The organism is Eubacterium sp. Marseille-QA0814 (genome assembly GCF_965119675.1).
Classification (GTDB): Bacteria; Bacillota; Clostridia; order Lachnospirales; family Lachnospiraceae; genus Eubacterium_G.
Genome location: NZ_CBCPMG010000001.1, coordinates 742472 through 766248, shown reverse-complemented (window position 1 = coordinate 766248; position 23777 = coordinate 742472). Strand labels below are relative to the sequence as shown.

Below are 23777 nucleotides of genomic sequence, written 5' to 3'. Positions count from 1 at the left end.
AATATGGATAAAAATAAGAAAAAAATAATTGAAGTGTGTAATTTAACAAAAGAATATAAGAATAAGTTGGCAATTGATGACTTGTCTTTTGATGTGTATAAAGGAGAAATTTTAGGTTTACTTGGTCCTAATGGAAGTGGTAAAAGTACCTGCATTAACTCAATTTTGTCATTGCTTAAATATCAAAAAGGCACAATTAAAATTTTCGGAGAGGAAATGAAACCTGATTCCTATGATATAAAGGAAAAAATAGGGGTTATATTTCAGGATGTTGCTGTTTTTGATGAATTAAATGTATATGATAACATAAACTATTTCTGTGGCTTATATATTCAGGATAAGAAAATCAGAAAGCAGTATGTAGAAGAAGCCATTGAGTTAGTAGGTCTTGGTGAATTTAAAAAGTTTTTACCTAAACAATTGTCAGGTGGTCTTTTAAGGAGATTAAATATTGCTTGTGGAATAGCCCATAAGCCAAAATTAATTTTTTTAGATGAGCCAACAGTTGCAGTTGATCCTCAAAGTAGAAACAACATTTTAGATGGCATAAAAAAGTTAAGGGACAATGGGGCAACAATTGTTTACACAACTCATTACATGGAAGAAGTAGAAATTCTTTGTGACAGAATTATTATTTTAGATAAAGGAAAAATAATAGCTCAGGGAACAAGCGAAGAGTTAAAACAGCAGGCTAACATTGAAGAAAAAATAGAGCGTGTAGGCCCTACATTAAATGATGTATTTTTGAAATTAACAGGAAAGGAATTAAGGGACTAATGTTTATTCATAATTTGAAGTATACAATACAAACATTGTTCAAAAATAAAATATTAATATTTTGGACCTTTGCTTTTCCTATTATTTTAGGAATCTTCTTTAATATGGCGTTTTCAAATATTGAAAAGGATGAGCAGTTAAAGGTATTTGACATTGCTGTTGTTAATGACAGTCAATTTGAAAAACAGATAATTTATAAGGAAACCTTGAAAGAGTTATCTGATAAAGACAGTAAGAATCAATTGTTTAATATTAAATATGTTACAAAGAAAAAAGCGGATTCTCTTTTAGATGACTCAGAAATTGAAGGTTATATTCAATTTAAAAATAATGAACCTAATGTTGTGGTAAAAGAAAATGGTACATACGAAACTTTGCTTAAATTTGTTGTAACAGAAGTTAAACAAAACAAAAGTGTTATTGAAGAATTGTGCAATAAAAATATAGAAACACAAATTGCAAAAGGAAATACATCTTTTGATGGAGAAAAAATTGCCAAAGAAAATTTGCTAAAAATTAATGACACACATGTTAAATTAATGGACAAATCAAGTGCAAATTTAGGTTATATGCAAATTGAATTTTATACTTTAATAGCTATGGCATGTTTGTATGGTGGGACTCTTGGACTTACCGCAATTAACACTTGTTTGGCAAATATGAGTAGCAAAGGAAAAAGAATTTCAGTATCGCCTAACAGAAAAAGTATAATCGTGCTAAGTTCGGCAGTTGGCTCATATATAGTAAGCCTTGTTGGAATAGCAATTTTGATGGCATTTTTGAAATTTGTTATTAAAGTTGATTTCGGCGGTAATCTGCCATTGGTTCTTTTACTTACATTAATTGGTGATTTGGCAGGTATATCATTAGGTGTGCTTATTGCATCTGTGTTAAAGGTGTCTGAAAATGCCAAAGTAGGTATAACAATAGCTGTAACAATGTTTTTCTCTGTTTTGTCGGGCATGATGGGTGTAGCTCTTAAATATGAAATCGATAAAAACGCCCCAATAGTTAATCTTGTTAATCCTAACAATTTAATAACAGATGGTTTTTACTCATTGTATTATTACGATACATTAAACAGATATTTTAGGGATGTTTTCTATTTATTAATATTTATTGCAGTCTGTTTGATAATTTCTTTCGTAAGTTTAAGGAGGGAAAAGTATGACAGTCTTTAAAACAATATTAAAAATATTAAACAAGAAAAAAGGAATGTTGATTCTTTATACAGCAATACTTATTTCAATTACGGTTTTAAACCAAACATCAGGCAGTAATGCAGTTGATTTTGAGGACTCAAAACCGGACGTATTAATTGTAAATAAAGATGGAGATAATGCGATAACAAAAGGATTTACAGATTATATAAGCAAACATTCAGAAATAAAAGACATTGATATTAACAATGAAGAAAACGTGGATGATGCACTTTTTTATCGAGATGTTAATTTTATTATTTACATACCGAAGAATTTTGGAAAGGATTTAATGGAGGGTAAGATGCCCACATTAGAATATAAGTCTACAAAAGACCAATATTCCTCATATACCAAAATGCTGGTAGAAAAATACATAAAAATGATAAACATATATAAGGATTATTACACGGGAGAAGAACTTATAAGTAAAGTAAACAAAGTGGTAAATGATGAGGTAAAAGTAGAATTAAAGACTTCTCTAGATACATCAAAGTTAAGCAGTATGACAAGATATTTCAATTTCTTAAATTATGCTCTTTTGGCAGGTTGCGTATACTGCATAAGTATGATTTTAGCAAGTGTAAAAGAAAATAATGTTAGAAAAAGAACAATAATCAGTAGCTACAATTACAAAAAGTTTAACAGAATTGTTTTACTTACTAATGGTATTCTGATTCTGGTAATGTGGATTTTCTACATGGTACTTAGTGGAATTTTATTTAAAGATTTGCTTATAAGTACCAATGGCTTAGCTTACATTTTAAATGCCCTTATGTTTTCAATTTGCAGTTTAACCATAGGATTTTTTATTGGAAATATTACTCAGAATAAAAATGCCATAGGCGGAATTGTAAATGTGGTGGCGCTAGGTTCATCGTTCTTATGTGGATGTTTTGTGCCGGTAGAGTATATGCCTGATTATGTTATAAAAATAGCACACGTTTTACCAACGTATTATTTCGTTGCAAATAATGAATTAATAAAAGGTATGGAAAGATTTAATTTCACTGCTATTAAACCATTACTAATTAATGGAGCAGTAGTTTTAGGCTTTAGTATCTTGTTTGCTGTCGCCACAAATATTGTAAGCCGTAAGAAACAAACAATTGCTTAAAAAAACTAAAAAAGTTATAATAGGAGAAAACAAAATGAACGAAGTTCATTTTCTAGGAATTTTTTCGACGAAATGCCGCCGACTGAAAGGAGAAATGATTATGGCAAGTGAAAAAGATATAGAAAACCTTATGAAAATGTTAGATGGTAAGGTGGAAGCAGGAACAAGCAGAATTAACGTAACAGCTACAGATGCTTTTGCTGATGGTGAGATAAAGGAAGTTCATCATCATGGAAGATGTGATGTGGGTAGTGCATGGGCAAAGGGAACAGTGAAGAATCCTGAATGTATTGATATACCTACGGAAATCGAACCAGAGGACTAGATTAATTAGAACAAAAAATGACTAAAACAAAATAAGCCAGCCTTCAATAGTTATAACATAATTTGGCAAAATGAAGGCTGGTTTATTTTTTATAATCTTTTTAGCAGTTTATTTGTTTCTTGTATAAAATAAATGTTACAAATGCAGTTATAAACTCAGTAATCCAAAAACTGTGCCATACACCGGTTGAACCTATCAACAGATTCAAAATAAAAGCAAAGCCAAGCATTACGAAAATATATCGTAACATTGAGATTATCAAAGAAGAAAATCCCTTACCCAAAGCTTCAAGACTTCCTGATACAGTAATTGATACAGAGGAAATAATAAAGCCAATACTAATTATTCTTAAGGCAGTAAGTCCAATTGAAATTGTATCGGGATTAGCAGTAAACAAACCAATTAATTTTTCTGGAATTAATAAACAAAGAACTGTTCCAAGTGCCATTACTGTCAATATAATTGAAAGAGCAGTTTTGAATATTTTCTTAACTCTTGTATATTCTTCGGCACCGTAATTATATGAAATTAACGGTCTCATGCCCTGCACAACTCCATTTGCAGTTAAATACAAAAACGTCTGTAATTTATAGTAGGCACCAAGCACTAGCACATAGCCTTCTGAATAAACAGAGAGAATACTGTTTAAAACTGATACCTGTAATGAAGGTAAAGCCATGTTTAAAGTAGCAGGAAAACCTATTGAGTATAGCTTTTTAACTAAATTCTTATTAAATTTTAAATCTTTCACCGTAACTTTAACAGGGATTGGTCTAAATATATAAAAAAGAATATACCCAAGTAAAGTTGCTACCTGTCCGATTACAGTGGCAATTGCCGCACCTTTAATACCAAGTTTTGGAAAAATACCTAAGCCAAAAATTAATATAGGGTCAAGAATTATATTGGTAACACAGCCTAAAATCATGCATATCATGGAAACCTTCATTTGACCCACAGCCTGAAATATTTTTTCAAAACTAATGGAAATTGCTATTGGAATTGAAAAAGCAAAAACAATATAAGAATATGTTAAGCCATTGGAAATTACATTTGCATTATCAGTAAATAGTCCAAGATACAATTTAATTGTGGAAATACAAATAATTGTTAATAGTATTCCATGAAAAATATTGCATAATAATCCTAAAGTAGTTGCGTTGTTTGCTACTTTTTGATTTTTTGCCCCTAAGTAAAAAGCAACAAGGACGTTAATACCTATTCCAAATCCTACAGTAACAGCTGTTACAATGTTTTGGATTGGGTAAACTAACGACAGGGCAGTCATTGCATCTTCACTTATTTGCGCAACAAAATAACTGTCTACAATATTATATAAGGCATTTACCAGCATTGAGATTGTCATTGGTAATGCCATGGATAAAACCAACGGAAAAATTGGTTTTGTTTTCATAAAAGTCTGTTCCATTTCTTTTCTCCAATACATAAAAATCAAGTCTCAAAAAATTATAATAAAAAATTAAATTTAATGCAATAAAAAAGAAATAGCCTTCGTATAACAATTGAACAACAAAAAAGAAAAGGGTATGAAAAGCCCTCAGTTTGTTTTCGAAAACAATGAAATTACAGGTAAATCAAAAGATTACATCAAATTTCTACGTTTAATATATGTTTGACTTAATAAACTTTAAATTGTACTATTGTATAGGAAAACAAAAAAGGTAGGAATGGAAGTATGGATGAAAATAAAAAGCAGTATGGTAATGATGCCATAAACGAAGATTGGTTTGAAGCTATTTCAAAAGGCGATGACCAGGCATTCACAGAATTGTATTATTCCAGTTACAAGGAATTGTTTGGTTTTCTCTTATCACTAACAAGGAATAAAGAGGACGCGGAGGATTTGCTTCAAAATACATATATAAGAATTAGAAATGGTAGTCACTTATATAAAAAACAGGGTACACCAATGACTTGGATGTGTGCCATAGCAAAAAATCAATATTTAGATTTTGTTAGAAAAAATAAAAAGAATAACAGTGTAGATTACGACGAAGTTGAAAACTATGTTTCAGAGGGCATGGAAAAACAAAGCCCGCAAATGAAAAATGTAGAAGACAAAATGTTAATAGAACATATATTTAACATTTTGGGAGAAGAGGAGCGAACCATTGTTACCTTACATATGATTGATGGCTTGAAGCATAGAGAGATTGCAGAACTCGTAGGTTTATCTTTATCGACGGTGTTATCGAAATATAACCGGTCGCTTAAGAAATTGAAGAATTGTCTTGTGGATTATTAGAAAGGAGGTCATTATGCAGGAAAAAGATATTAGAGAAAAACTTAATAAGGAACTGGAAGAGATGGCTCCAGATATGTTACAAAAGATATTAGATACTCCAATTGAACCTATAAAGAGTGAAAAGGAATTATTTGGAAAAGACAGACCTTTATTTAAAGAGAAAAGTAATGTTATTCATTATTTTAAAGTACCTGCTATAGCAACATTAGTAGCAGCATGTTTCGTGGCATTAATTATGATTATGCAACCATTATTTAATTTTGGTGGAAATCAAAAACAGTTGGCATTTTCAATTGTAATTGATGTAAATCCAAGCATCACAATTGATGTAAATGACGATGGAAGTGTTAAGAAGATTAAAGGTGGCAACAAAGAAGGAAAAGCGATTGCCAACTACACGTTAAGTGAAATGCAGGATAATGACGGATATGAAAAAGCAATTAATCTTGTTGTAAAGAATCTTCGAAAAGAAGGTTATTTAAAGAAAAATAAGAAGAATGTAATGCTTGTTTCAGCGATAAATAAGCCATCAGACAACAAAGAGGAAGCAAAGAAACTTGATAGCGAAAAACTTGCACAAATTAAAACAGAAACAAACGAAGCAATTAAGATTCGTAAGTTAAAGTGTAAGGCAGTATACCAAAACGTTAAAGTTACTAAGAAAATAAAAAAGGTTGCAAGAAAGAATGATGTTTCTCTTGGAAAAGCTAACCTTTGTATTGAAATTTCAAAAGAAGATAATGAAAAAATCAGTACATTATGTCAAAGTAAAATCAGCACTTTAGTTGATAAGGCTGAACACAACAAAAATATTGTAATTGATACAGTTGAAATTGCGGATGAAGATTTTAATACAGAACCGGTAACTAATGGCGGTGAAGCTGAATCTGTTTCAGATGTTCAGGAAAGTGTTTCAATGACAGAAGAAACAACAGAAATGGAAACACAGGAAACAGTAGTAGAGAAGACAACAGATTCCACTCCTACAGAAACTCAAATACAAATAGAAAGCATTCAGGTTGCTACTGAAGAAACAAACTAAGTGCTTTCTGTTAAAGGTATTTACCTTGGATAATATCCATATCATTAAAATATTTATTAATATAGTTAAGAACTAATTTCTTGTTGCCGCTCCATTGAGGTTCAATGAGTAGTGACTTAGGACCATCACCTGTTAGTCTGTGAATAACAATATCAGATGGAATATTACAAATACATTCACCAAGAAGTGAAGCGTATTCTTCAAGTGAATAAATATGAAATTGATTTAAGAAATACTCCTTTTCTAAAGGGGTATTTTTTAATACATGAAGAAGTTGTAACTTAATACCTGAAATTGGTTTAGAACAGACATATTTTACACTTTCTAAAATCATGTCATTTGTTTCATTTGGAAGTCCAAGTATTAAATGGACAATAACATCTATGTTTAATTTGTTTAAATTTGCTACAGCCTGATCAAAAACATCCAAAGTATAGCCTCTATTTATATAACGGGCTGTTTTTTCGTGAATAGTTTGTAGTCCAAGTTCTACCCATACGGGCTTAATCTGATTTAATCTGTTTAACAAATCAAGAACATCATTAGGCAGACAGTCAGGTCTTGTGCCTATGGATAATGCTACAATATCAGGATGATTAATGGCTTCTGTAAATATTTTTTTCAGATAATCCACATCCCCATAAGTATTTGTAAAAGATTGAAAATATGCAATGTATTTTCCGTTAGTAATTTTTTTTGATACTTTTTCTTTTGCCTGTTCAATTTGCTCCGTAACGGAAAGAGCAGCAGAAGTTGCAAAGTCTCCTGAACCACCGTTACTACAAAAAATACAGCCTTTAGTGCTTAATTTGCCATCACGATTGGGACAGGAAAGCCCTGAAGAAATGCTTAATTTATATACTTTACAGCCAAATTTATTTCTCAAATAATTATTTAAAGAATTGTATCTCATATTTTTCCTTTCCTGTAGAACATATCCCTAATGGAATATTTTTTATAATAGAACTTCTTGAGAAATTTCTTATTACATAAATAAAGGGATTTCAAAATTGAAATCCCTTAAACGGAGGAGAAGGGATTTGAACCCTTGCGCCGCTATTAACGACCTACTGGTGTTCGAAGCCAGACCCTTCAGCCACTTGGGTACTCCTCCTAAAAAGTATTTTAATACCATTAGATTTTATATCATATTTAGAATATATTTTCAAGACAATCAAAAATCATAAAAGTATTTTTGTGGGTTTTATGGAAATAGTGAAAAATAAATAAAAAATGAAAAACAACAAAAAAGGTAAAAAGAATAAACTATATACAAAAAACAAAAAGTTGAAAACGATTCATATCTTAATAAGATGTACAAAATAACAAAAAAATAGGGAAAACCAAATAAAAAATGTGAAAATATTGTGAAAAACATTTTCATTTTCTAAACTTAAAGCACATAGAAAGGGCGTAGGTTTTGTGTTATTTATCTGCAAAGAGGGGGAACAATTATGATTGTATAGGCACATATACAGGTGGCGTTACATTCCAAAATGGAAAAGGCACAGTAACATTAAACAACTGTACTGTAAATGACAATGCATATGGTGACCTGGATGAACAGACAGCAAAGGATATGTTTATTGGTGGTGAATATAAAGTTACAATTAACGGTGGAACATATGGCAATGTATTTATGAATCAGAATTATTATTCAGAAACACATGACACTGGTTATTTACACATAAATGATGGTACATACGATTTGGTTTATACAGAATACAATGAAGATTTAGCTCATGTAGTTATAAATGCAGGATATGTAAAACATTTGTATATAAATGGTGATGAAAATGGAAACTCACAGACAGGCGAGATAATGAAGGGTGGAACATTTGACAAAATCACAATAGCAGATGCAGGAAAAAAATTAGATGACTATAGACAGCAAGTACAAGTTTATAGATGTTAAAAATTCAGGCTGGCTAAATAATCAAATAGGAAATTATGCAGCCGCAGTAGTCAATATAGACAAGAGCAATTATACAAGAGAGTTTATTGCTACAGCTTATGCACAGATACATTATCAGGATGGTTCAGTTGAAACAATATATGGAAGTGAAGGTGCAAGATATAGCGACTCATGTTCAGTGTCTTATATTGCAAAGCAGATAAAATTAGATTCAATTATTACAATAGTTTATCTACAACAAATAAAAACATAATTGATAGATTTGCAAATAATTAGAATCTGCAAATAATAGATTTATTGACAATATAGCAATATAATGATATTCTCTATTTAAGAGAATAAATGAGCGAAAAAGATTATGAAAGACATTATGAAAGATATTAATTAGGGACAGAATTATAAAATCCAGACATTACATTAATTAATGAATCAGATTATCTGAAGTTCGATGTGATGGTTGGATTTTTTTATATAACAAGACATTTTTCGCATAAGATGACAATAGTGAATGGGTGGGAAGATGGATTGATATTCAAGAACGATATTTATAAGTTATGTTTATTTATAATTAATTTAAAAGGCCTTAAAAATAAACATATTTATTTATATGAAAAAATGGGAAAGAACGAAAGATAAACAAATTGTGGTTATTGTTATTGCAACCAATATATCAATAGCATATTGGGGCAAAATAAAAAACTACGAAATGTAATGTGCAGTTAGACAAGTTATGATTAGATTCAAATACCAGGAGCAGATGATCAGACAGTTGTAAAAGGACGTTGGGTAGTTGCAAAAGCTGCAATAGACTATAGTATAGCCTGTTTAGGATCAAATAATATTGGGAATGCAGCAGAGATAATATATGCATTAGAAGATCAAACCTATACAAGCAATAGTCAATTATTTTTAAAAAAACGTTTGACTAAATATGTTCAAGATAACGGCTGGTATATATCAAAAGATGTGACAACTGCAAATATTGATTAAATTTGTCGTGTAATAGTTTATAATTAACAATTGCATTTGAAAATATATATTGCTTTATATTTGAATAGAAAGGACAAGATTATGAGTATAAATTTAAAATCGAAGTTGGGAATTTTTATAAAATCTATGATAATAGTTTTTATGTTAATTGCTGTGGGAGTAATGCCCACAAAGTTGGTTAGTGCCAAAGTAATAAAGAATGACAAGACAGGAATACCTGATAAAGCTTTATATCAGGCAATATTGTTTGAAACAGGAAAAAATAGTAATCAGAAGATAACAGAAAAAGACCTGGAAAACGTATATTCTATTGGAGATTATTTTATAGAAAAAAATGAAAATAGAAAAATAAAAAGCTTAAAGGGAATTGAAAAATGCAAAAAATTGTTCAGTTTAGAAATACCTATATGTGGATTAAAAAACTTAAAAGGAATTGAAAAATGTAAAAATTTAGAATTCTTAACAATTAGAAATGGAAAATTAGAAGCGGTTAATAATCTGGCACAGTTATCAAAATTACAGAAATTTACCATGAAAAATGTAAAAGTAAAAGATTGGAATGGTCTGGGAATGCTAAGACAAATAACAAATCTTGAAATTTACAAAGGCAATTTGAAAAATTTAAAACAAATTAAAAAACTTGGAAAAATTGAGTATATAACTATTAAAAAAACAAAAATAACCAATGTAAAAGGTATTGAAAAATTAAAGAACTTAAAAGGAATGTATTTTGCTGATAATAAATTGAAAAATTTATCAGGAATTCAAAATTTGAAAAAATTAGAGGATGTTGATGTGTCTAATAATAAATTAACACAATTACCATCTATGAAGAAACTGAAAAAATTCAATTTAGAATTCTCAAGTTTTGCCGGAAATAAACTTAGTAAAAAAGAGCTGAAAAAGAAACTTCCATCTAATGTGCCAAATTGGTGGATAGATGATGAAGCAATTTTGCAAAAGACAAAAAAGAAATTAGAAATAAAAAATAAAAACAAAATAACAGCATCAACTAAAAGTATTAAAGGAATGACAGAGAAGAATACAAAGGTAAAGTTGATGACGTTAAAAGGAGAAAAAATAAAGGAAGTTAAAGCAAATCAAAAAGGAAAGTTCAAATTGAATGGATTGGATTTGAAGCAATATCAAGGGAAACAACTAAAAATAGTAGTATGTAAGCGACTTCATGATTATATAAATGGTGAAGGAGGGGATTGTATATTAAAAACTATAAAATTTAAAGTAAAAAAATAGATATTCTATTACAAGTGATGGAGCTGTAAGTTTATGAAATGGACTTACAGCTCCTGTTGATATAGTTACTATATAAACATCAATGTTAGAAGATTTATATTTTTTCTAATAAATTTTATGTATATAAACTGGAATCCTCCTTTTTAGGAAAAAACTTTTTGTCATCCACAAAAACTAGTAAAAGTTCAAAAAAATAATAAAAACATTAATAAAATTGTGAAAAACATTTTCATTTTCTAAACTTAAAGTACAGGAAAGGGAAACGTTATTGTGTTACTTCACTCAAAAAAGGAGGGAAAGTAATATGAGACGATTGCATTCAAAAATGCTAAAAAAGACAGTAGCCGCTGTACTTAGTGTGGCAATGGTTATAGGAACAATGAACTTGCAGCAAACTAATACATATGCTGTAGACAGAAGTAAGTGGTGGTTGTTATCAACAAACAGACCAGCATATTCATCTTCTGCAAACGGTGGAGATGTAGCAAGTTTTGCTACAGATGGCAAGTATTCAACACAGTGGGGAGCTGCTGCAAACAAAGCAGATCAGTGGCTTGATGTTGACCTGGGAGGAAAAGCTGATATAAGCAAAGTTGTTATCGACTGGCAAAATGATGCCAGCTACGGTGTTGCTTATCAGGTTTTAGTATCAGATGATGAAATAAACTGGAAAAAAGTTTACGAAACTACAACAGGTAATGATGGGGATAAGAAAAATGCAATGAACAAAGAAGGTACGGCAGTTGATTACAGTTATTATGAAGATGTACTTAGTACAGGTTCAGCAGACAAAAAACTGACACAGTCTACAGGACGTTACGTTAGAGTGTTAATCAACTACAGTAAGTCTCAGTCATACTCAGATGACAAAAAGTCAGGCTGGGGTGCATCAATCAGAGAAATTGAAGTATACGGAATTGGAGACGAAAATTGTGTTCAGCCTGTTTCAGATGCAGCAAATATTGCATTGAACAAAGAAGTTAAGGTGACTTCATATGCTCAACCATGGTGGGCATCAAAAGCTTTAGATGGCTCAAATGCAGTAGATGGTGATTATGAATCTTACTGGTTGTCACAGTCACAGGATTCTGTGAAGGATTCAAGCAATCAGGCACTTACTGTTGATTTGAAGGATAAGCACACAATTGGACGTGTAAAAGTACAGTGGCAGACAGAATACGGAAAAGATTATGACGTTATGGTATCAACAGATGGAAACAACTGGACAACCGTTAAGGAAATGAGAGACCAGGATGGCAGTGATGATACTATAAGTTTTACACCGGTATCCGCAAGATATGTAAAAATCCAGGGAATCAAACGTGGAACAGGATATGGTTATTCACTGTACAGTATGGAAGTATTTTCTGTAAATGGTGGATCAGATACACCATCAGAAGATATTACAGGAAAGAACCTTGCAGAAAATAAGGAAGCATACAGTTCAAGCAAAGAGGGTGACAACGTGTCATCAAAATATGCGGTAGATGGAAATGATAATACACGTTGGAGTTCCAAGTTCGCTGATGATGAATGGATGTATGTAGACCTTGGAAAGAATTACAATATTAATAAAGTTGTTCTTACATGGGAAAATGCTTATGGTAAAGATTATAACATTCAGGTATCAACAGATGGAAATAATTGGACTACCGTAAAGGAAATGAGAAAACAAAATGGTGGTGAGGATACTGCTGAATTTAAGGCTGTAAATGCAAGATATGTAAAATTCCAGGGAATTAAGCGTGTAATGGGCTATGGATATTCTATATGGGAATTTGAAGTATATGCGCAGTAGAAGAATCAAACTTTATTAAAAGAAATCAAAACAAATAATTAAATTAAAATACATCCTTTGTAGCGCATGCAAAGAAGGATGTATTTTTTTTTGGAAAAAAAATAACTTCGTGCAATATTTGAAAAAAAAACTTCGTATAATATGTGTGAACAAAATAAAATAGTCAATTCTCTTAGAGGATTGGTTACAGAAAAAGGAGGAAGAAATGAAGAAATGGAAAGTTATTGCTAGTCTTATAGCTACTATGTCAACAACAATATTTAGTACGGTTAAGGTGTTACCACAAGTAAATAGTGCAACAATTGTTAGTCCTTCGCAACAAATATTAGAGGGACGTTGTGGTGATAATGCGAATTATTTGTATGATGACAACAAAAAGACAGTATTTATTACGGGAAGTGGAAAAATGTGGAATGGATTAATTCTTGAAGGATCTGCAGAAAAGGTTGTTATAGAAAAAGGAATTACATCAATAGGAGAAGGTTGGTTTTGCAGACATAGTCTTAAATCTGTAGATATGCCTGACACTTTGAAAATTATTAATAGTAGAGCATTTTTTCAAATAATAGGAAAATTTACTATTCCTAAAAGTGTGGAAAAAGTTGAATCGGGTGCAATACGGAGAGCAAAAGAAATAGTCATTGAGGGTGATATGAAAGATTATGGATATGGTGCATTAGGGGAAACAGTAAAATCAATACAAATTGGTGGAAGTGCAAAAACATTGGGATACGCGTTAGCAAAAGTTTATAGGAAAAATATAGATATTACATTATCAGAGAACAATGTAAAGACAAAAGAGTTAAATGGTTGTTTAATGTCAGCAGATGGAAAAGATTTATATTATTGTACTACAGATAAGGACAAAATTGTGATACCTGATACAGTTGAAAAAATTGAATCAGCAGCATTTTATAAAAAAAATATTAAGGAAGTTGTGTTAGGAAAGAATGTAAAAGTTATAGGAGATTATGCTTTTAATAAATGTAGTATTAGTAAACTGAGAGTAAATAATAAATTAAAGAGTGTCGGAAAAATGGCATTTGCAAACACAAAAATAAAAAAGATAACATTTAAGAGTAATGTTAAAATGGGACCGAAAGCATTTGATACGTCAGTGAAAATTAATTTTAAAAATAGCGGCATAAAATTTAGAACAACAATGACAAAAGCTAAAATAGGGAAAAAGATTAATATTACTTTTTGTAATTTGCCTAAAATCAAAAAGTATCAGGTTAAAATAAGCAAGGGAAAAAAATCACGAAAATATATTATAGATAATAATAAAATAAGTTTAAATGAACCTAAAAATTTACTTGGAATATATGATATTGAGTATAGTTATAAAATAGATCAGTCGATGTATACTTTAAGTGAAGAACTTGCTTATGTAACCGTTCGCCCATTTAAAACATTAAAAAATGGGAAAAAGGTTTTTGGCGCATGGAGCAGCAAAATGATATTAACAAAGTAATTTTAAAAATAAAGAATATTATATAATAGTAGGAGGATAAAAGTTGAAGAAAGGAAAAAATTTAATAGTATTATTTCTAATAGTTGGCGTATTTTTTTCTAATATAGATAATGTAACAGTAAAAGCTAAAGAAAAGGCTGCAAATAGTTCTTTTGAAAAATGTGTAGAATTCATATACGATAAAGAAAATGAATGGTTTACAAGATGCATTGTGAAAGGAGATATGAAAGGGGTTCCTACAGGATTTTTTGGTGAATTTCCACCGGAAGTAATTGAACTTGGTGGAAAGGCAGATGAACTTGGCAGATCATTGGCAAATTGGCATGGAGCTGAAGATAGTATTTTTACAATAGTAATCGGAAAAAATAACAGGCAGTGTAAAGTAGTTGATGGATGTCTTCTGTCTGCTGATGAAAAAACTTTGTATTATTATATGCCAAAGGGGGTTTATACAAACAAAGTTGTTATACCTGATAGCGTAAAAACAATTTCCCCATGGGCATTTGCAAATGCTTACGTAGGTGAAGTTGTGTTAGGCAAAAATGTAGAAAACATTGGAGAATATGCTTTTTCAGATACATGTCGGACATCTAAATTTAAATTGACAGTGAACAAAAAATTGAAAAAAATTGGGAAAAAAGCTTTTGAAAATTCGCTTATAAAAAAGGTTAAATTTATTAATAGTGTTAATTTGGATCCTACAGCATTTGATTATTGTAACGTAATCCAGTATGAAAAAAATAATGTTAGAAATTTTAGCACAGTTTTAGATAATGCGTATTTAAAAAAAGACAAGATGCATATTTCTTTTTGCAAAATATCAAAAGTGAATGGATATCAAATAAGAGTAGCAAGAGGAAAAAATACATATAATTATTATACTAAAAATAATGATGTAAAAATTAAAGCTCCGAAAAAAATAAAAAAGAAATATAAAACAAAATTTTCTTATGGTTGGTTTGACGAAAAGGATAATAAAATACAGGGAAAACCTGCTTATGTAACAGTCAGACCATACAAAGTATCAAAAAATAAGAAAAAGATTTATGGTAAATGGAGTAAAAAAATGGTTATGACAAAGTGATAGGAAAGAGTAATCATATGAGAAGATGACAAGGTGTTGTAGTAAGTCTGTTGCAATGAAAAACATTACAACAGACTTATTTTTTTCATACTGCTTAATTTTACAGCATTGACTATAGGGGAGTTTTCGTCTAAAATAATAAGGATTGTAAATAAATGAATATTTATCAAATGATAAGATTAAATTTGTCTCATTACATAGAAGGAGGAACAAGTTATGGGAATGACTATGACTCAAAAAATTCTTGCTAAACATGCAGGACTTGATAGTGTTGTGGCAGGACAGTTAATTGAAGCTAATCTTGATTTAGTTTTAGGTAACGATGTAACTGCACCGGTTGCTATTAAGGAAATGGAAAAGATGGATGTGGATTGTGTATTTTGCAAAGACAAGATCGCTTTAGTACCAGATCACTTTACACCAAACAAAGATATTAAGTCAGCAGAACTTTACAAATGCGTAAAAGATTTCGCTGAAGAAAACGAAATTACAAATTATTTTGAAACAGGTAGAGTTGGTATTGAACATGCCCTACTTCCGGAAAAAGGATTAGTAGTTGCAGGTGATGTTGTAATTGGAGCTGATTCACATACATGTACTTACGGTGCACTTGGAGCATTTTCAACAGGTGTTGGTAGCACAGATATGGCAGCAGGTATGGCTACAGGTCAGGCATGGTTTAAAGTACCATCAGCTATCAAATTTAATCTTACAGGAAAGCCTGCAAAGTGGGTTAGTGGTAAGGATGTAATTTTACATATTATAGGAATGATTGGTGTTGACGGTGCTCTTTATCGTTCAATGGAATTTATGGGCGATGGTGTTAAATACCTTTCAATGGATGACAGATTTGCCATGACAAACATGGCTATCGAAGCAGGTGGAAAGAATGGTATTTTTGTAGTTGATGATTTAACAAGAGAATACATGAAAGAACATTCAACAAAAGAATTTACAGAATATACGCCTGATGAAGATGCAGTATATGACGAGGAATATACAATTGACTTAAGTCAGTTAAAGCCAACAGTTGCATTTCCACATCTTCCTGAAAATACAAAAACAATTGACAATGTTGGTGATGTTAAAATTGATCAGGTTGTTATTGGCTCATGTACAAATGGTAGAATCGAAGACATGAGAATAGCTGCAAAGATTCTTGATGGAAGAGAAGTTAAAAAGGGAGTAAGATGTATTATTTTCCCTGCTACACAGGCTGTTTATTTACAGTGTATAGAAGAAGGTCTTGCTTCAATATTCATTAAAGCAGGTTGTGCAGTAAGTACACCAACATGTGGTCCATGTTTAGGAGGACACATGGGTATACTTGCAAAAGGCGAAAGAGCAATAGCAACTACAAACAGAAACTTCGTAGGTCGTATGGGTGATCCTGAATCAGAAGTTTATCTTGCAAGCCCTGCTGTTGCTGCAGCAAGTGCTGTTACAGGTAAGATTTCAGGCCCTGAAGAATTAGGATTATAGGAGGTATAATATGAAGGCAGAAGGAAGAGTATTCAAATTTGGAAGCAATGTAGATACAGACGTTATTATACCGGCTAGATACCTAAATGTACCTGATCCGGCAGAATTAGCAAAACATTGCATGGAAGATATTGACAAGGAATTTGTAAATAAAGTAAGTGAAGGTGATATTATTGTTGCTGATAAGAACTTTGGTTGTGGCTCATCAAGAGAACATGCACCAATAGCTATTAAGGCGGCAGGTGTTAGTTGTGTAATTGCAGAAACATTTGCAAGAATTTTTTATCGTAACGCAATTAATATTGGTTTACCTATTATTGAATGCCCTGAGGCAGCAAAGAACATAGAAGAAGGAAATGAAATTGAAGTAGATTTTGATAGTGGTAAGATTTATAACAAAACAAAGGATGAAGAATATCAAGGTCAGGCTTTCCCTGAATTTATGCAGAAAATTATTTCAAATGGCGGACTAATTAACTATATTAATAATAAATAAAAAATGAGGAGAGACTATGAAAGAGATACTTTATAAGAGCACAAGAGGTACAGGAGAAACATTAAAAGCATCTGAAGCAATTTTAAAGGGATTAGCGGATGATGGAGGATTATTTGTACCAACAGAAATCCCAAAACTTGAAGCAACAATTGATGAGTTATCAAAGATGACATATCAGCAGGTTGCTTATGAAGTAATGAAGTTATTCTTTACTGATTTTACAGAAGAAGAATTAAAGAATTGTATTACAAAAGCCTATGATTCAAAGTTTGACACAGAAGAAATTGCACCTTTAGCAGAAGTAGATGGCGCATATTATCTTGAGTTATTCCATGGAAAGACAATTGCTTTTAAGGATATGGCATTATCAATTTTGCCACATTTACTTACAACTTCAGCTAAGAAGAACAATGTAAAAAATGAAATTGTTATCTTAACAGCAACATCAGGTGATACAGGAAAGGCTGCCATGGCAGGTTTTGCTGATGTAGAAGGAACAAGAATTATTGTTTTCTATCCTCATGGTGGTGTAAGTAAGGTACAGGAAAAGCAGATGGTTACACAGAAAGGTAATAACACATACGTTGTTGCAATTGAAGGAAACTTTGACCAGGCTCAAAGTGGTGTAAAGGCAATTTTCGGAAATAAAGAATTAGCTAAAGAAATGGATGAAAAAGGCTTCCAGTTCTCATCAGCTAACTCAATTAACATTGGTCGTCTCGTACCACAGGTTGCTTACTATGTATACGCTTATGCAAAATTATATGCAGAAGGTAAGCTTGCAAAAGATCAGAAGATGAATGTAGTTGTCCCTACAGGAAACTTTGGTAATATTTTAGCAGCATACTATGCAAAGAACATGGGACTTCCAATTGCTAAATTAATTTGTGCTTCAAATGAAAATAAAGTATTATTTGATTTCTTTAAGACAGGTGAATATGACAAGAACAGAGATTTCATTCTTACATCATCACCTTCAATGGATATTTTAATTTCAAGTAATCTTGAAAGATTAATTTACAAAATTGCAGGAAACAGTTCAGAAAAGAACAGTGAATTAATGAATGATCTTGCTACAAAAGGTAAATATACAATCACTGATGAAATGAAAGCAGAACTTGATGACTTCTACGGCAATTACGCTACAGAAGAAGAAACTGCAAAGGTAATTAAGGACACGTACGAAAAAACAGGTTATGTAATGGATACACATACAGCTGTAGCTGCAAGTACATATAAGAAATATGTTGCAGAAACAAATGATGATGCGGTAACTGTTATTGCTTCAACAGCAAGTCCATTTAAGTTCGCAAGAAGCGTTATGGATGCTATTAATCCTGAATACGATAAGCTTGATGATTTTGAATTAATCGATGAATTAAGCAAGATTGCAAACGTTAAGATTCCAAATGCAATTGAAGAAATCAGAAACGCAGAAGTTCGTCACAACAACTTAGTTGAAGTTGATGGAATGGAAGCTATAGTTAAGAAATTTTTAAATATTTAATTTTATAGTATACTGGGATATGCTAATAGAAATAAGAGCATGTTAAGGTGAATGTTGTATTTGCTTTAATATGTTCTTATTTTTTCGTAACAAAGAGAATGGGTAAATTTTAATTGGGGTAGTAAAAACAAGGTAAATTTGCTATAATTATAAAACTGTTATTTCGTGTATAGAGGAGATTAAAATGAATAATTTTTTTGGTATGTTATCAAGAATGAAATACATTAACCGTTGGGGATTAATGCGCAATAATTTAAATGAAAATATTGCAGAGCACAGTTTACAGGTTGCTATCATTGCTCATGGGCTTGCAGTTATTGGAAATAAGCGCTTTGGCAGAAATTTAAATGCTGAACATATAGCCATGATGGGAATAATGCATGATACCACAGAAATTATAACAGGTGATTTACCTACTCCAATAAAATATTATGCACCTGAAATTAGGGATGCATACAAGAAAGTAGAAAACATAGCAGCAAATCAACTTCTAAAGGAATTACCCGAAGATATGCAGGAAGCATATGAGGATATATTAATCGAAGATGATTCTATCGAGTGGAAATATGTTAAGGCGGCTGACAAGCTATCAGCATATATTAAATGTATAGAAGAAAAAAATACCGGCAATACAGATTTTGCTAAGGCAGAAGATACAATAAGAAAAGCCTTAGAAGATATGCAAATGGAAGAGATAGATGTTTTTATTGAAGAATTTCTTCCGGCGTATGTAATGACTTTAGATGAGATTAATAAGTAGTTAATGAAATAGGAGAAATAATGAAAAAAGCAGTATTCATTGCGGAAAAACCAAGTGTTGCCGCCGAATTTGCAAAAGCATTAAAATTAAATACAACAAGAAAAGATGGCTATATGGAAAGCGATAATGCAATAGTCACCTGGTGCGTAGGTCATTTGGTGACAATGAGCTATCCGGAAGTCTATGATGAAAAATATAAAAAATGGAATTTAAGAGATTTGCCCTTTATTCCAATAGAGTGGAAATATGAAGTTATCCCATCTGTAAAGAAACAGTTTGAAATAGTCAAAACAATTCTTAATCGTGATGATGTTGAGACGATTTATGTTTGTACCGACTCGGGACGAGAGGGAGAATATATCTACAGATTAGTTGCACAGGAAGCAGGGGTAAAAGATAAGTCAGAGAAGAGAGTTTGGATTGATTCCCAGACTGAGGAAGAAATTCTACGTGGTATAAGAGAGGCAAAAGACTTAAAGGAATACGACAATCTCTCAGATGCAGCATATTTAAGAGCAAAAGAAGATTATTTAATGGGAATTAATTTTTCCAGATTACTTACATTAAAATATGGAAATTCAATTCAAAATTATTTAAAAGACGGTTGGAAATCCATAAATGTTGGTAGAGTAATGACTTGTGTGTTAGGGATGATTTGTAACAGGGAACGTGAAATAAGAGGGTTTGAGAAAACTCCTTTTTACAGAGTTATGGCACAAACTGACATTGCAGGCAGAATAATAGATACAGAATGGAAAGCTGTTAAAGGTTCAAAGTTTTTCGAATCGCCATTACTTTACAAAGAAAATGGATTTAAAGAAAAAACTACGGCAGTGGCGTTAATTGAGGCTTTAGAAAAATATGGCCCAATGGAGCTTGAAAACAGTGATTTGGCTAATGAACTTAATGTAAAGCCACCATATCCTCTTGAAATGACAATTAAGTCAATTACAATGAAGGATGAAAAAAAGCAGGCTCCGTTATTATATAATCTTGCTGAATTACAAAACGATTGTTCAAAAATGTTTAAGATTAGCCCTGATGAAACTTTAAATGTTGTTCAGCAGCTATATGAGGCTAAACTTGTTACATATCCAAGAACAGATGCAAGAGTTTTATCAACGGCTGTTAGTAAGGAAATTTCAAAAAACATAAGTGGTTTACAAAATTATGGTCCTTGTAGTGGTTTTGCAAAAAAAATATTGCAGGCAGGCTCTTACAAAGGTTTGGAGAAAACAAAATATGTTGATGATAAAAAGATTACAGACCATTATGCCATAATTCCTACAGGTCAGGGATTGAACGGTTTAGCTAAACAAAAAGGCATAAATCAAAAAGTTTATATGGTTATTGTAAGAAGATTTTTAAGTATTTTTTATCCACCGGCAATTTACAAGAAGGCTACATTAATAGGCATAATGCCTGGAACATATACAGATGAAACTACTACAACAGAGCAGTTTTCATCTAATTTCAAGATACTTGTACAAAAAGGATACTTTGAAATTGTAGGTGTTCCAAAAGAAAAAAAGAAAGCCGAAGCAAAATCAAAAGATAATAAAGAAAAAGATAGTGAAAACAACGAAAATGAAGCTAGTGAAAATCAAGGAAAAAATCTTGATGAAGAATTCTTTAATTTGTTGTATAATATGAAAAAAGGTGACAAAATACCAATTACACAATGCAATATTAAGGAAGGTGAAACAACACCACCTAAGCGATATACATCAGGTTCTTTAATTTTGGCTATGGAAAATGCAGGCCAGTTAATTGAAGATGAAGATTTAAGAGCACAGATAAAAGGTTCAGGAATTGGCACAAGTGCAACAAGAGCTGAAATTATTAAGAAACTGACGAATATTAAATATATTGCATTAAACAAAAAAACACAGGTTATAACACCTACTCAATTAGGTGAAATGATATTTGGCGTTGTTCATGGCTCAATTAAGTCATTACTTAATCCGGAACTGACAGCAAGTTGGGAATTAGGTTTAACTCAGGTTGCAGAAGGAAAGATAACGGCAGATGAGTATATGGATAAATTAGACAGCTTTATTAAGGGAAGATTCAAGAATGTAATTAACCTTAATAACGCAGGTCAAATGGTTAGTTATTATAACTATGTGGCGCAATTTTATAGGAGGAAAAAATAATGTGCGGAATAGTTGGATATATTGGTGAAAGAGATTGTACAGAGGTACTTTTGAATTCATTATCAAAATTAGAATATAGAGGATATGATTCAGCAGGAATTGCTGTATTTGAAAATGGAAATATAACAGTAGAAAAATCAAAAGGTGAGTTAGCTAATCTTAGAAAAAAAATAGAAGAAGACCATAAGCCTGATGGACATTGTGGAATTGGTCATACAAGATGGGCTACACATGGTGAACCATCAGATATTAATTCACATCCACATGGAAGTAAGAGAGTATCTATTGTACACAATGGTATTATTGAAAACTACAAGGATATTAAGAAATTCCTTATTGGAAAGGGATATTCATTTATTAGTGAAACAGACACAGAAACAGTTGCAAAATTATTAGATTACTATTATGAAGGTGATCCTATAGATGCAATTATTAAGACTTTAAATGACATAAGAGGAGCTTATGCTTTAGGAATTTTATTTAAGGATTTTCCTGATAAAATATTTGCAGTTAGAAAAGACAGCCCATTAATTATTGGTGTTGGTGATGAAGAAAACTTTATAGCATCTGATGTGCCTGCAATTTTACAGTACACAAGAAAGTATTATCTTCTTGAAGAGAATGAAATTGCAACAATTAAGGCAGACAGAGTTGAATTCTGTGATATACACAAACAGGAAATTGTAAAAGAAGTAAAAGTTTCAGATTTAGATATGGATGCTGCTGAAAAAGGTGGATATGAACATTTTATGTTAAAAGAAATCCACGAACAGCCAACTGCAGTTAAGACTACAATTGCACCAAGAATTGTTAATGGAATGCCTGATTTGTCAGAATGTGGTTTAACAGATGAAATGTTAAAGAATTACAGAAAAGTATTTGTAGTTGCATGTGGTACAGCAAGCCATGCAGGTATGGTTGGAAAATATGTTATTGAGAAATTAGCAAGAACAGAAGTAACTGTTGATATTGCATCAGAATTCAGATATAGAGATCCAATCGTAACACCTGAAGATTTAGTAATTGTAATTTCACAGTCAGGTGAAACAGCAGATACAAAGGCAGCCTTAAAATTAGCAAAAGAAAGAGGTGCAAAAGTATTAGCTATTGTTAATGTAAAAGGCTCTTCAATTGCAAGAGAAGCAGACATGGTTCTTTACACACATGCAGGTCCTGAAATTTCAGTTGCATCGACAAAGGCATTTTCAGTGCAGATGGCAGTAATGTATTTGTTAGCATTTGAAATGGCTTATGCAAAGGGATGCATTGACAAGGAAGAATGCATGAGACTTACAAAGGAATTATCAGATATACCTGATGTAATCGAAGAAACAATGAAGTGTGCTGACAGATGTCAGTATGTTGCAAGTAAGTTAGTAACATCAACAAGCTTATTATATATCGGTCGTGGACTTGATTATATATTAAGTATGGAGGGTTCACTTAAATTAAAAGAAATTTCATATATTCATTCAGAAAGTTATGCTGCAGGAGAATTAAAACATGGTACTATCTCATTAGTAACTGATCAGATGCCTGTAATTAGTGTTGCAACACAGAGTGAATTACTTGAAAAAATGGTAAGTAATATTGTAGAAGTAAAATCAAGAGATGCTTTCACTATTACAGTAACAAAAGAAGGAACAGAATTTAGTGAAGGTGTTATGGATGAGGTTATAGAAGTACCTGCTTTAGAAGATATTCTAATGCCATTAGTAACTGTAATACCACTTCAGTTAATTGCATACTATACAACAGTATTAAAAGGCTTAAATGTAGATAAACCAAGAAACCTTGCAAAATCAGTAACTGTAGAATAATCGCGAACACATTAAGCGATACAAAAACAAAATGGAAGAGCATTTGCAAGTTTACTTGCAAATGCTATTTCATTTTTGTTTTTACAGCGCGCATGCGCGCGTGGTTATTGAAAAAGAATTGTGAATACAATTCTTTTCAATAACAATCGCTTAATGTAAGTAGATTTAAACATCTGTTAAGCGATTAACACTAATCGCTTAATGTAAGTAGATTTAAACATCTGTTAAGCGATTAACACTAATCGCTTAATGTAAGTAGATTTAAACATCTGTTAAGCGATTAACACTAATCGCTTAATGTAAGTAGATTTAAAC

General features: G+C 31.5%; 20 protein-coding genes and 1 tRNA gene. 18 read left to right on the top strand and 3 right to left on the bottom strand.

The genetic code is table 11. From position 1 onward, the window contains the following. Positions 1 to 3: 3 nt before the first annotated feature. From ACQY63_RS03565 to ACQY63_RS03550, 4 genes are all read left to right on the top strand, one after another. Positions 4 to 777 carry an ABC transporter ATP-binding protein gene (locus ACQY63_RS03565; protein ID WP_117999440.1) on the top strand — a complete coding sequence of 258 codons (774 nt, stop codon included), beginning with the start codon at positions 4 to 6 and terminating at the stop codon, positions 775 to 777. After that, positions 777 to 1958: an ABC transporter permease gene (locus ACQY63_RS03560; RefSeq protein WP_022164931.1), complete on the top strand. Its 1182-nt coding sequence runs from the start codon at positions 777 to 779 to the stop codon at positions 1956 to 1958. Before ACQY63_RS03565 ends, ACQY63_RS03560 begins: the two co-directional genes overlap by 1 nt. After that, complete coding sequence (locus tag ACQY63_RS03555; protein ID WP_428244734.1) at positions 1945 to 3093, top strand: ABC transporter permease; 1149 nt, start codon at positions 1945 to 1947, stop codon at positions 3091 to 3093. Before ACQY63_RS03560 ends, ACQY63_RS03555 begins: the two co-directional genes overlap by 14 nt. 100 nt (positions 3094 to 3193) lie before the next feature. Then, positions 3194 to 3418, top strand: coding sequence for a hypothetical protein (locus ACQY63_RS03550; protein ID WP_290987170.1), 225 nt, complete (start codon positions 3194 to 3196; stop codon positions 3416 to 3418). A gap of 100 nt (positions 3419 to 3518) precedes the next feature. On the opposite strand, the gene ACQY63_RS03545 is transcribed toward ACQY63_RS03550, so the two are convergent. Next, positions 3519 to 4847 (bottom strand): MATE family efflux transporter, encoded by a 1329-nt coding sequence (locus ACQY63_RS03545; protein WP_022164934.1) that lies wholly within the window; start codon positions 4845 to 4847, stop codon positions 3519 to 3521. Positions 4848 to 5114: 267 nt separating this feature from the next. On the opposite strand from ACQY63_RS03545, the gene ACQY63_RS03540 reads away from it, so the two are divergent. Further along, positions 5115 to 5684: an RNA polymerase sigma factor gene (locus ACQY63_RS03540; RefSeq protein WP_022164935.1), complete on the top strand. Its 570-nt coding sequence runs from the start codon at positions 5115 to 5117 to the stop codon at positions 5682 to 5684. Positions 5685 to 5697: 13 nt separating this feature from the next. After that, the gene (locus ACQY63_RS03535) at positions 5698 to 6726 is read left to right on the top strand and encodes an anti-sigma-I factor RsgI family protein (protein ID WP_022164936.1); all 1029 of its coding nucleotides are present in this window, start codon (positions 5698 to 5700) and stop codon (positions 6724 to 6726) included. A 10-nt stretch (positions 6727 to 6736) separates the two neighbouring features. Here the strand turns inward: ACQY63_RS03535 and ACQY63_RS03530 are convergent, their stop codons facing one another. Further along, positions 6737 to 7639, bottom strand: a complete 903-nt coding sequence (locus ACQY63_RS03530; protein WP_428244733.1) for a TIGR01212 family radical SAM protein — start codon at positions 7637 to 7639, stop codon at positions 6737 to 6739. A gap of 112 nt (positions 7640 to 7751) precedes the next feature. After that, positions 7752 to 7840 (bottom strand) — tRNA-Ser (locus ACQY63_RS03525). A gap of 306 nt (positions 7841 to 8146) precedes the next feature. On the opposite strand from ACQY63_RS03525, the gene ACQY63_RS03520 reads away from it, so the two are divergent. The 12 genes from ACQY63_RS03520 to glmS all read left to right on the top strand — a co-directional run bounded on the left by ACQY63_RS03520 (position 8147) and on the right by glmS (position 23462). Further along, a complete protein-coding gene (locus ACQY63_RS03520) occupies positions 8147 to 8641 on the top strand; it encodes a hypothetical protein (protein ID WP_022164938.1) in 495 nt (164 codons plus the stop codon). Beyond that, positions 8604 to 8894, top strand: a complete 291-nt coding sequence (locus ACQY63_RS03515) for a hypothetical protein (RefSeq protein WP_022164939.1) — start codon at positions 8604 to 8606, stop codon at positions 8892 to 8894. Before ACQY63_RS03520 ends, ACQY63_RS03515 begins: the two co-directional genes overlap by 38 nt. 980 nt (positions 8895 to 9874) lie before the next feature. Continuing rightward, entirely contained in the window at positions 9875 to 10885 is a 1011-nt protein-coding gene (locus tag ACQY63_RS03510) for a leucine-rich repeat domain-containing protein (RefSeq protein WP_428244732.1), read from the top strand. Positions 10886 to 11189: 304 nt separating this feature from the next. Further along, positions 11190 to 12683 carry a discoidin domain-containing protein gene (locus ACQY63_RS03505; protein WP_428244731.1) on the top strand — a complete coding sequence of 498 codons (1494 nt, stop codon included), beginning with the start codon at positions 11190 to 11192 and terminating at the stop codon, positions 12681 to 12683. A 205-nt stretch (positions 12684 to 12888) separates the two neighbouring features. Further along, positions 12889 to 14157: a leucine-rich repeat protein gene (locus ACQY63_RS03500; RefSeq protein WP_428244730.1), complete on the top strand. Its 1269-nt coding sequence runs from the start codon at positions 12889 to 12891 to the stop codon at positions 14155 to 14157. Between the two features lie 43 nt (positions 14158 to 14200). After that, entirely contained in the window at positions 14201 to 15241 is a 1041-nt protein-coding gene (locus tag ACQY63_RS03495; protein ID WP_428244729.1) for a leucine-rich repeat protein, read from the top strand. A 216-nt stretch (positions 15242 to 15457) separates the two neighbouring features. Continuing rightward, positions 15458 to 16723 carry a 3-isopropylmalate dehydratase large subunit gene (gene leuC / locus ACQY63_RS03490; protein WP_022166316.1) on the top strand — a complete coding sequence of 422 codons (1266 nt, stop codon included), beginning with the start codon at positions 15458 to 15460 and terminating at the stop codon, positions 16721 to 16723. A gap of 10 nt (positions 16724 to 16733) precedes the next feature. Beyond that, on the top strand, positions 16734 to 17219 hold the full coding sequence (gene leuD, locus ACQY63_RS03485) for a 3-isopropylmalate dehydratase small subunit (protein WP_022166317.1): 486 nt from the start codon (positions 16734 to 16736) through the stop codon (positions 17217 to 17219). Positions 17220 to 17235: 16 nt separating this feature from the next. Then, positions 17236 to 18726: a threonine synthase gene (thrC, locus tag ACQY63_RS03480; protein ID WP_412334677.1), complete on the top strand. Its 1491-nt coding sequence runs from the start codon at positions 17236 to 17238 to the stop codon at positions 18724 to 18726. Positions 18727 to 18910: 184 nt separating this feature from the next. After that, positions 18911 to 19486 (top strand): 5'-deoxynucleotidase, encoded by a 576-nt coding sequence (gene yfbR, locus ACQY63_RS03475; protein ID WP_022166319.1) that lies wholly within the window; start codon positions 18911 to 18913, stop codon positions 19484 to 19486. A gap of 20 nt (positions 19487 to 19506) precedes the next feature. Continuing rightward, on the top strand, positions 19507 to 21642 hold the full coding sequence (locus tag ACQY63_RS03470; protein ID WP_428244728.1) for a DNA topoisomerase: 2136 nt from the start codon (positions 19507 to 19509) through the stop codon (positions 21640 to 21642). Continuing rightward, complete coding sequence (gene glmS, locus ACQY63_RS03465; RefSeq protein ID WP_022166321.1) at positions 21642 to 23462, top strand: glutamine--fructose-6-phosphate transaminase (isomerizing); 1821 nt, start codon at positions 21642 to 21644, stop codon at positions 23460 to 23462. Before ACQY63_RS03470 ends, glmS begins: the two co-directional genes overlap by 1 nt. The last annotated feature ends 315 nt before the right edge of the window (positions 23463 to 23777 follow it).

What these genes read in the sequence shown, in the direction of transcription:
- ACQY63_RS03565 (WP_117999440.1), top strand. Translation starts at nt 4, where the DNA reads ATGGATAAAAATAAGAAAAAAATAATTGAAGTGTGTAATTTAACAAAA.
- ACQY63_RS03560 (WP_022164931.1), top strand. Translation starts at nt 777, where the DNA reads ATGTTTATTCATAATTTGAAGTATACAATACAAACATTGTTCAAAAAT.
- ACQY63_RS03555 (WP_428244734.1), top strand. Translation starts at nt 1,945, where the DNA reads ATGACAGTCTTTAAAACAATATTAAAAATATTAAACAAGAAAAAAGGA.
- ACQY63_RS03550 (WP_290987170.1), top strand. Translation starts at nt 3,194, where the DNA reads ATGGCAAGTGAAAAAGATATAGAAAACCTTATGAAAATGTTAGATGGT.
- ACQY63_RS03545 (WP_022164934.1), bottom strand. Translation starts at nt 4,847, where the DNA reads ATGGAACAGACTTTTATGAAAACAAAACCAATTTTTCCGTTGGTTTTA.
- ACQY63_RS03540 (WP_022164935.1), top strand. Translation starts at nt 5,115, where the DNA reads ATGGATGAAAATAAAAAGCAGTATGGTAATGATGCCATAAACGAAGAT.
- ACQY63_RS03535 (WP_022164936.1), top strand. Translation starts at nt 5,698, where the DNA reads ATGCAGGAAAAAGATATTAGAGAAAAACTTAATAAGGAACTGGAAGAG.
- ACQY63_RS03530 (WP_428244733.1), bottom strand. Translation starts at nt 7,639, where the DNA reads ATGAGATACAATTCTTTAAATAATTATTTGAGAAATAAATTTGGCTGT.
- ACQY63_RS03515 (WP_022164939.1), top strand. Translation starts at nt 8,604, where the DNA reads ATGACTATAGACAGCAAGTACAAGTTTATAGATGTTAAAAATTCAGGC.
- ACQY63_RS03505 (WP_428244731.1), top strand. Translation starts at nt 11,190, where the DNA reads ATGAGACGATTGCATTCAAAAATGCTAAAAAAGACAGTAGCCGCTGTA.
- ACQY63_RS03500 (WP_428244730.1), top strand. Translation starts at nt 12,889, where the DNA reads ATGAAGAAATGGAAAGTTATTGCTAGTCTTATAGCTACTATGTCAACA.
- leuC (WP_022166316.1), top strand. Translation starts at nt 15,458, where the DNA reads ATGGGAATGACTATGACTCAAAAAATTCTTGCTAAACATGCAGGACTT.
- leuD (WP_022166317.1), top strand. Translation starts at nt 16,734, where the DNA reads ATGAAGGCAGAAGGAAGAGTATTCAAATTTGGAAGCAATGTAGATACA.
- thrC (WP_412334677.1), top strand. Translation starts at nt 17,236, where the DNA reads ATGAAAGAGATACTTTATAAGAGCACAAGAGGTACAGGAGAAACATTA.
- yfbR (WP_022166319.1), top strand. Translation starts at nt 18,911, where the DNA reads ATGAATAATTTTTTTGGTATGTTATCAAGAATGAAATACATTAACCGT.
- ACQY63_RS03470 (WP_428244728.1), top strand. Translation starts at nt 19,507, where the DNA reads ATGAAAAAAGCAGTATTCATTGCGGAAAAACCAAGTGTTGCCGCCGAA.
- glmS (WP_022166321.1), top strand. Translation starts at nt 21,642, where the DNA reads ATGTGCGGAATAGTTGGATATATTGGTGAAAGAGATTGTACAGAGGTA.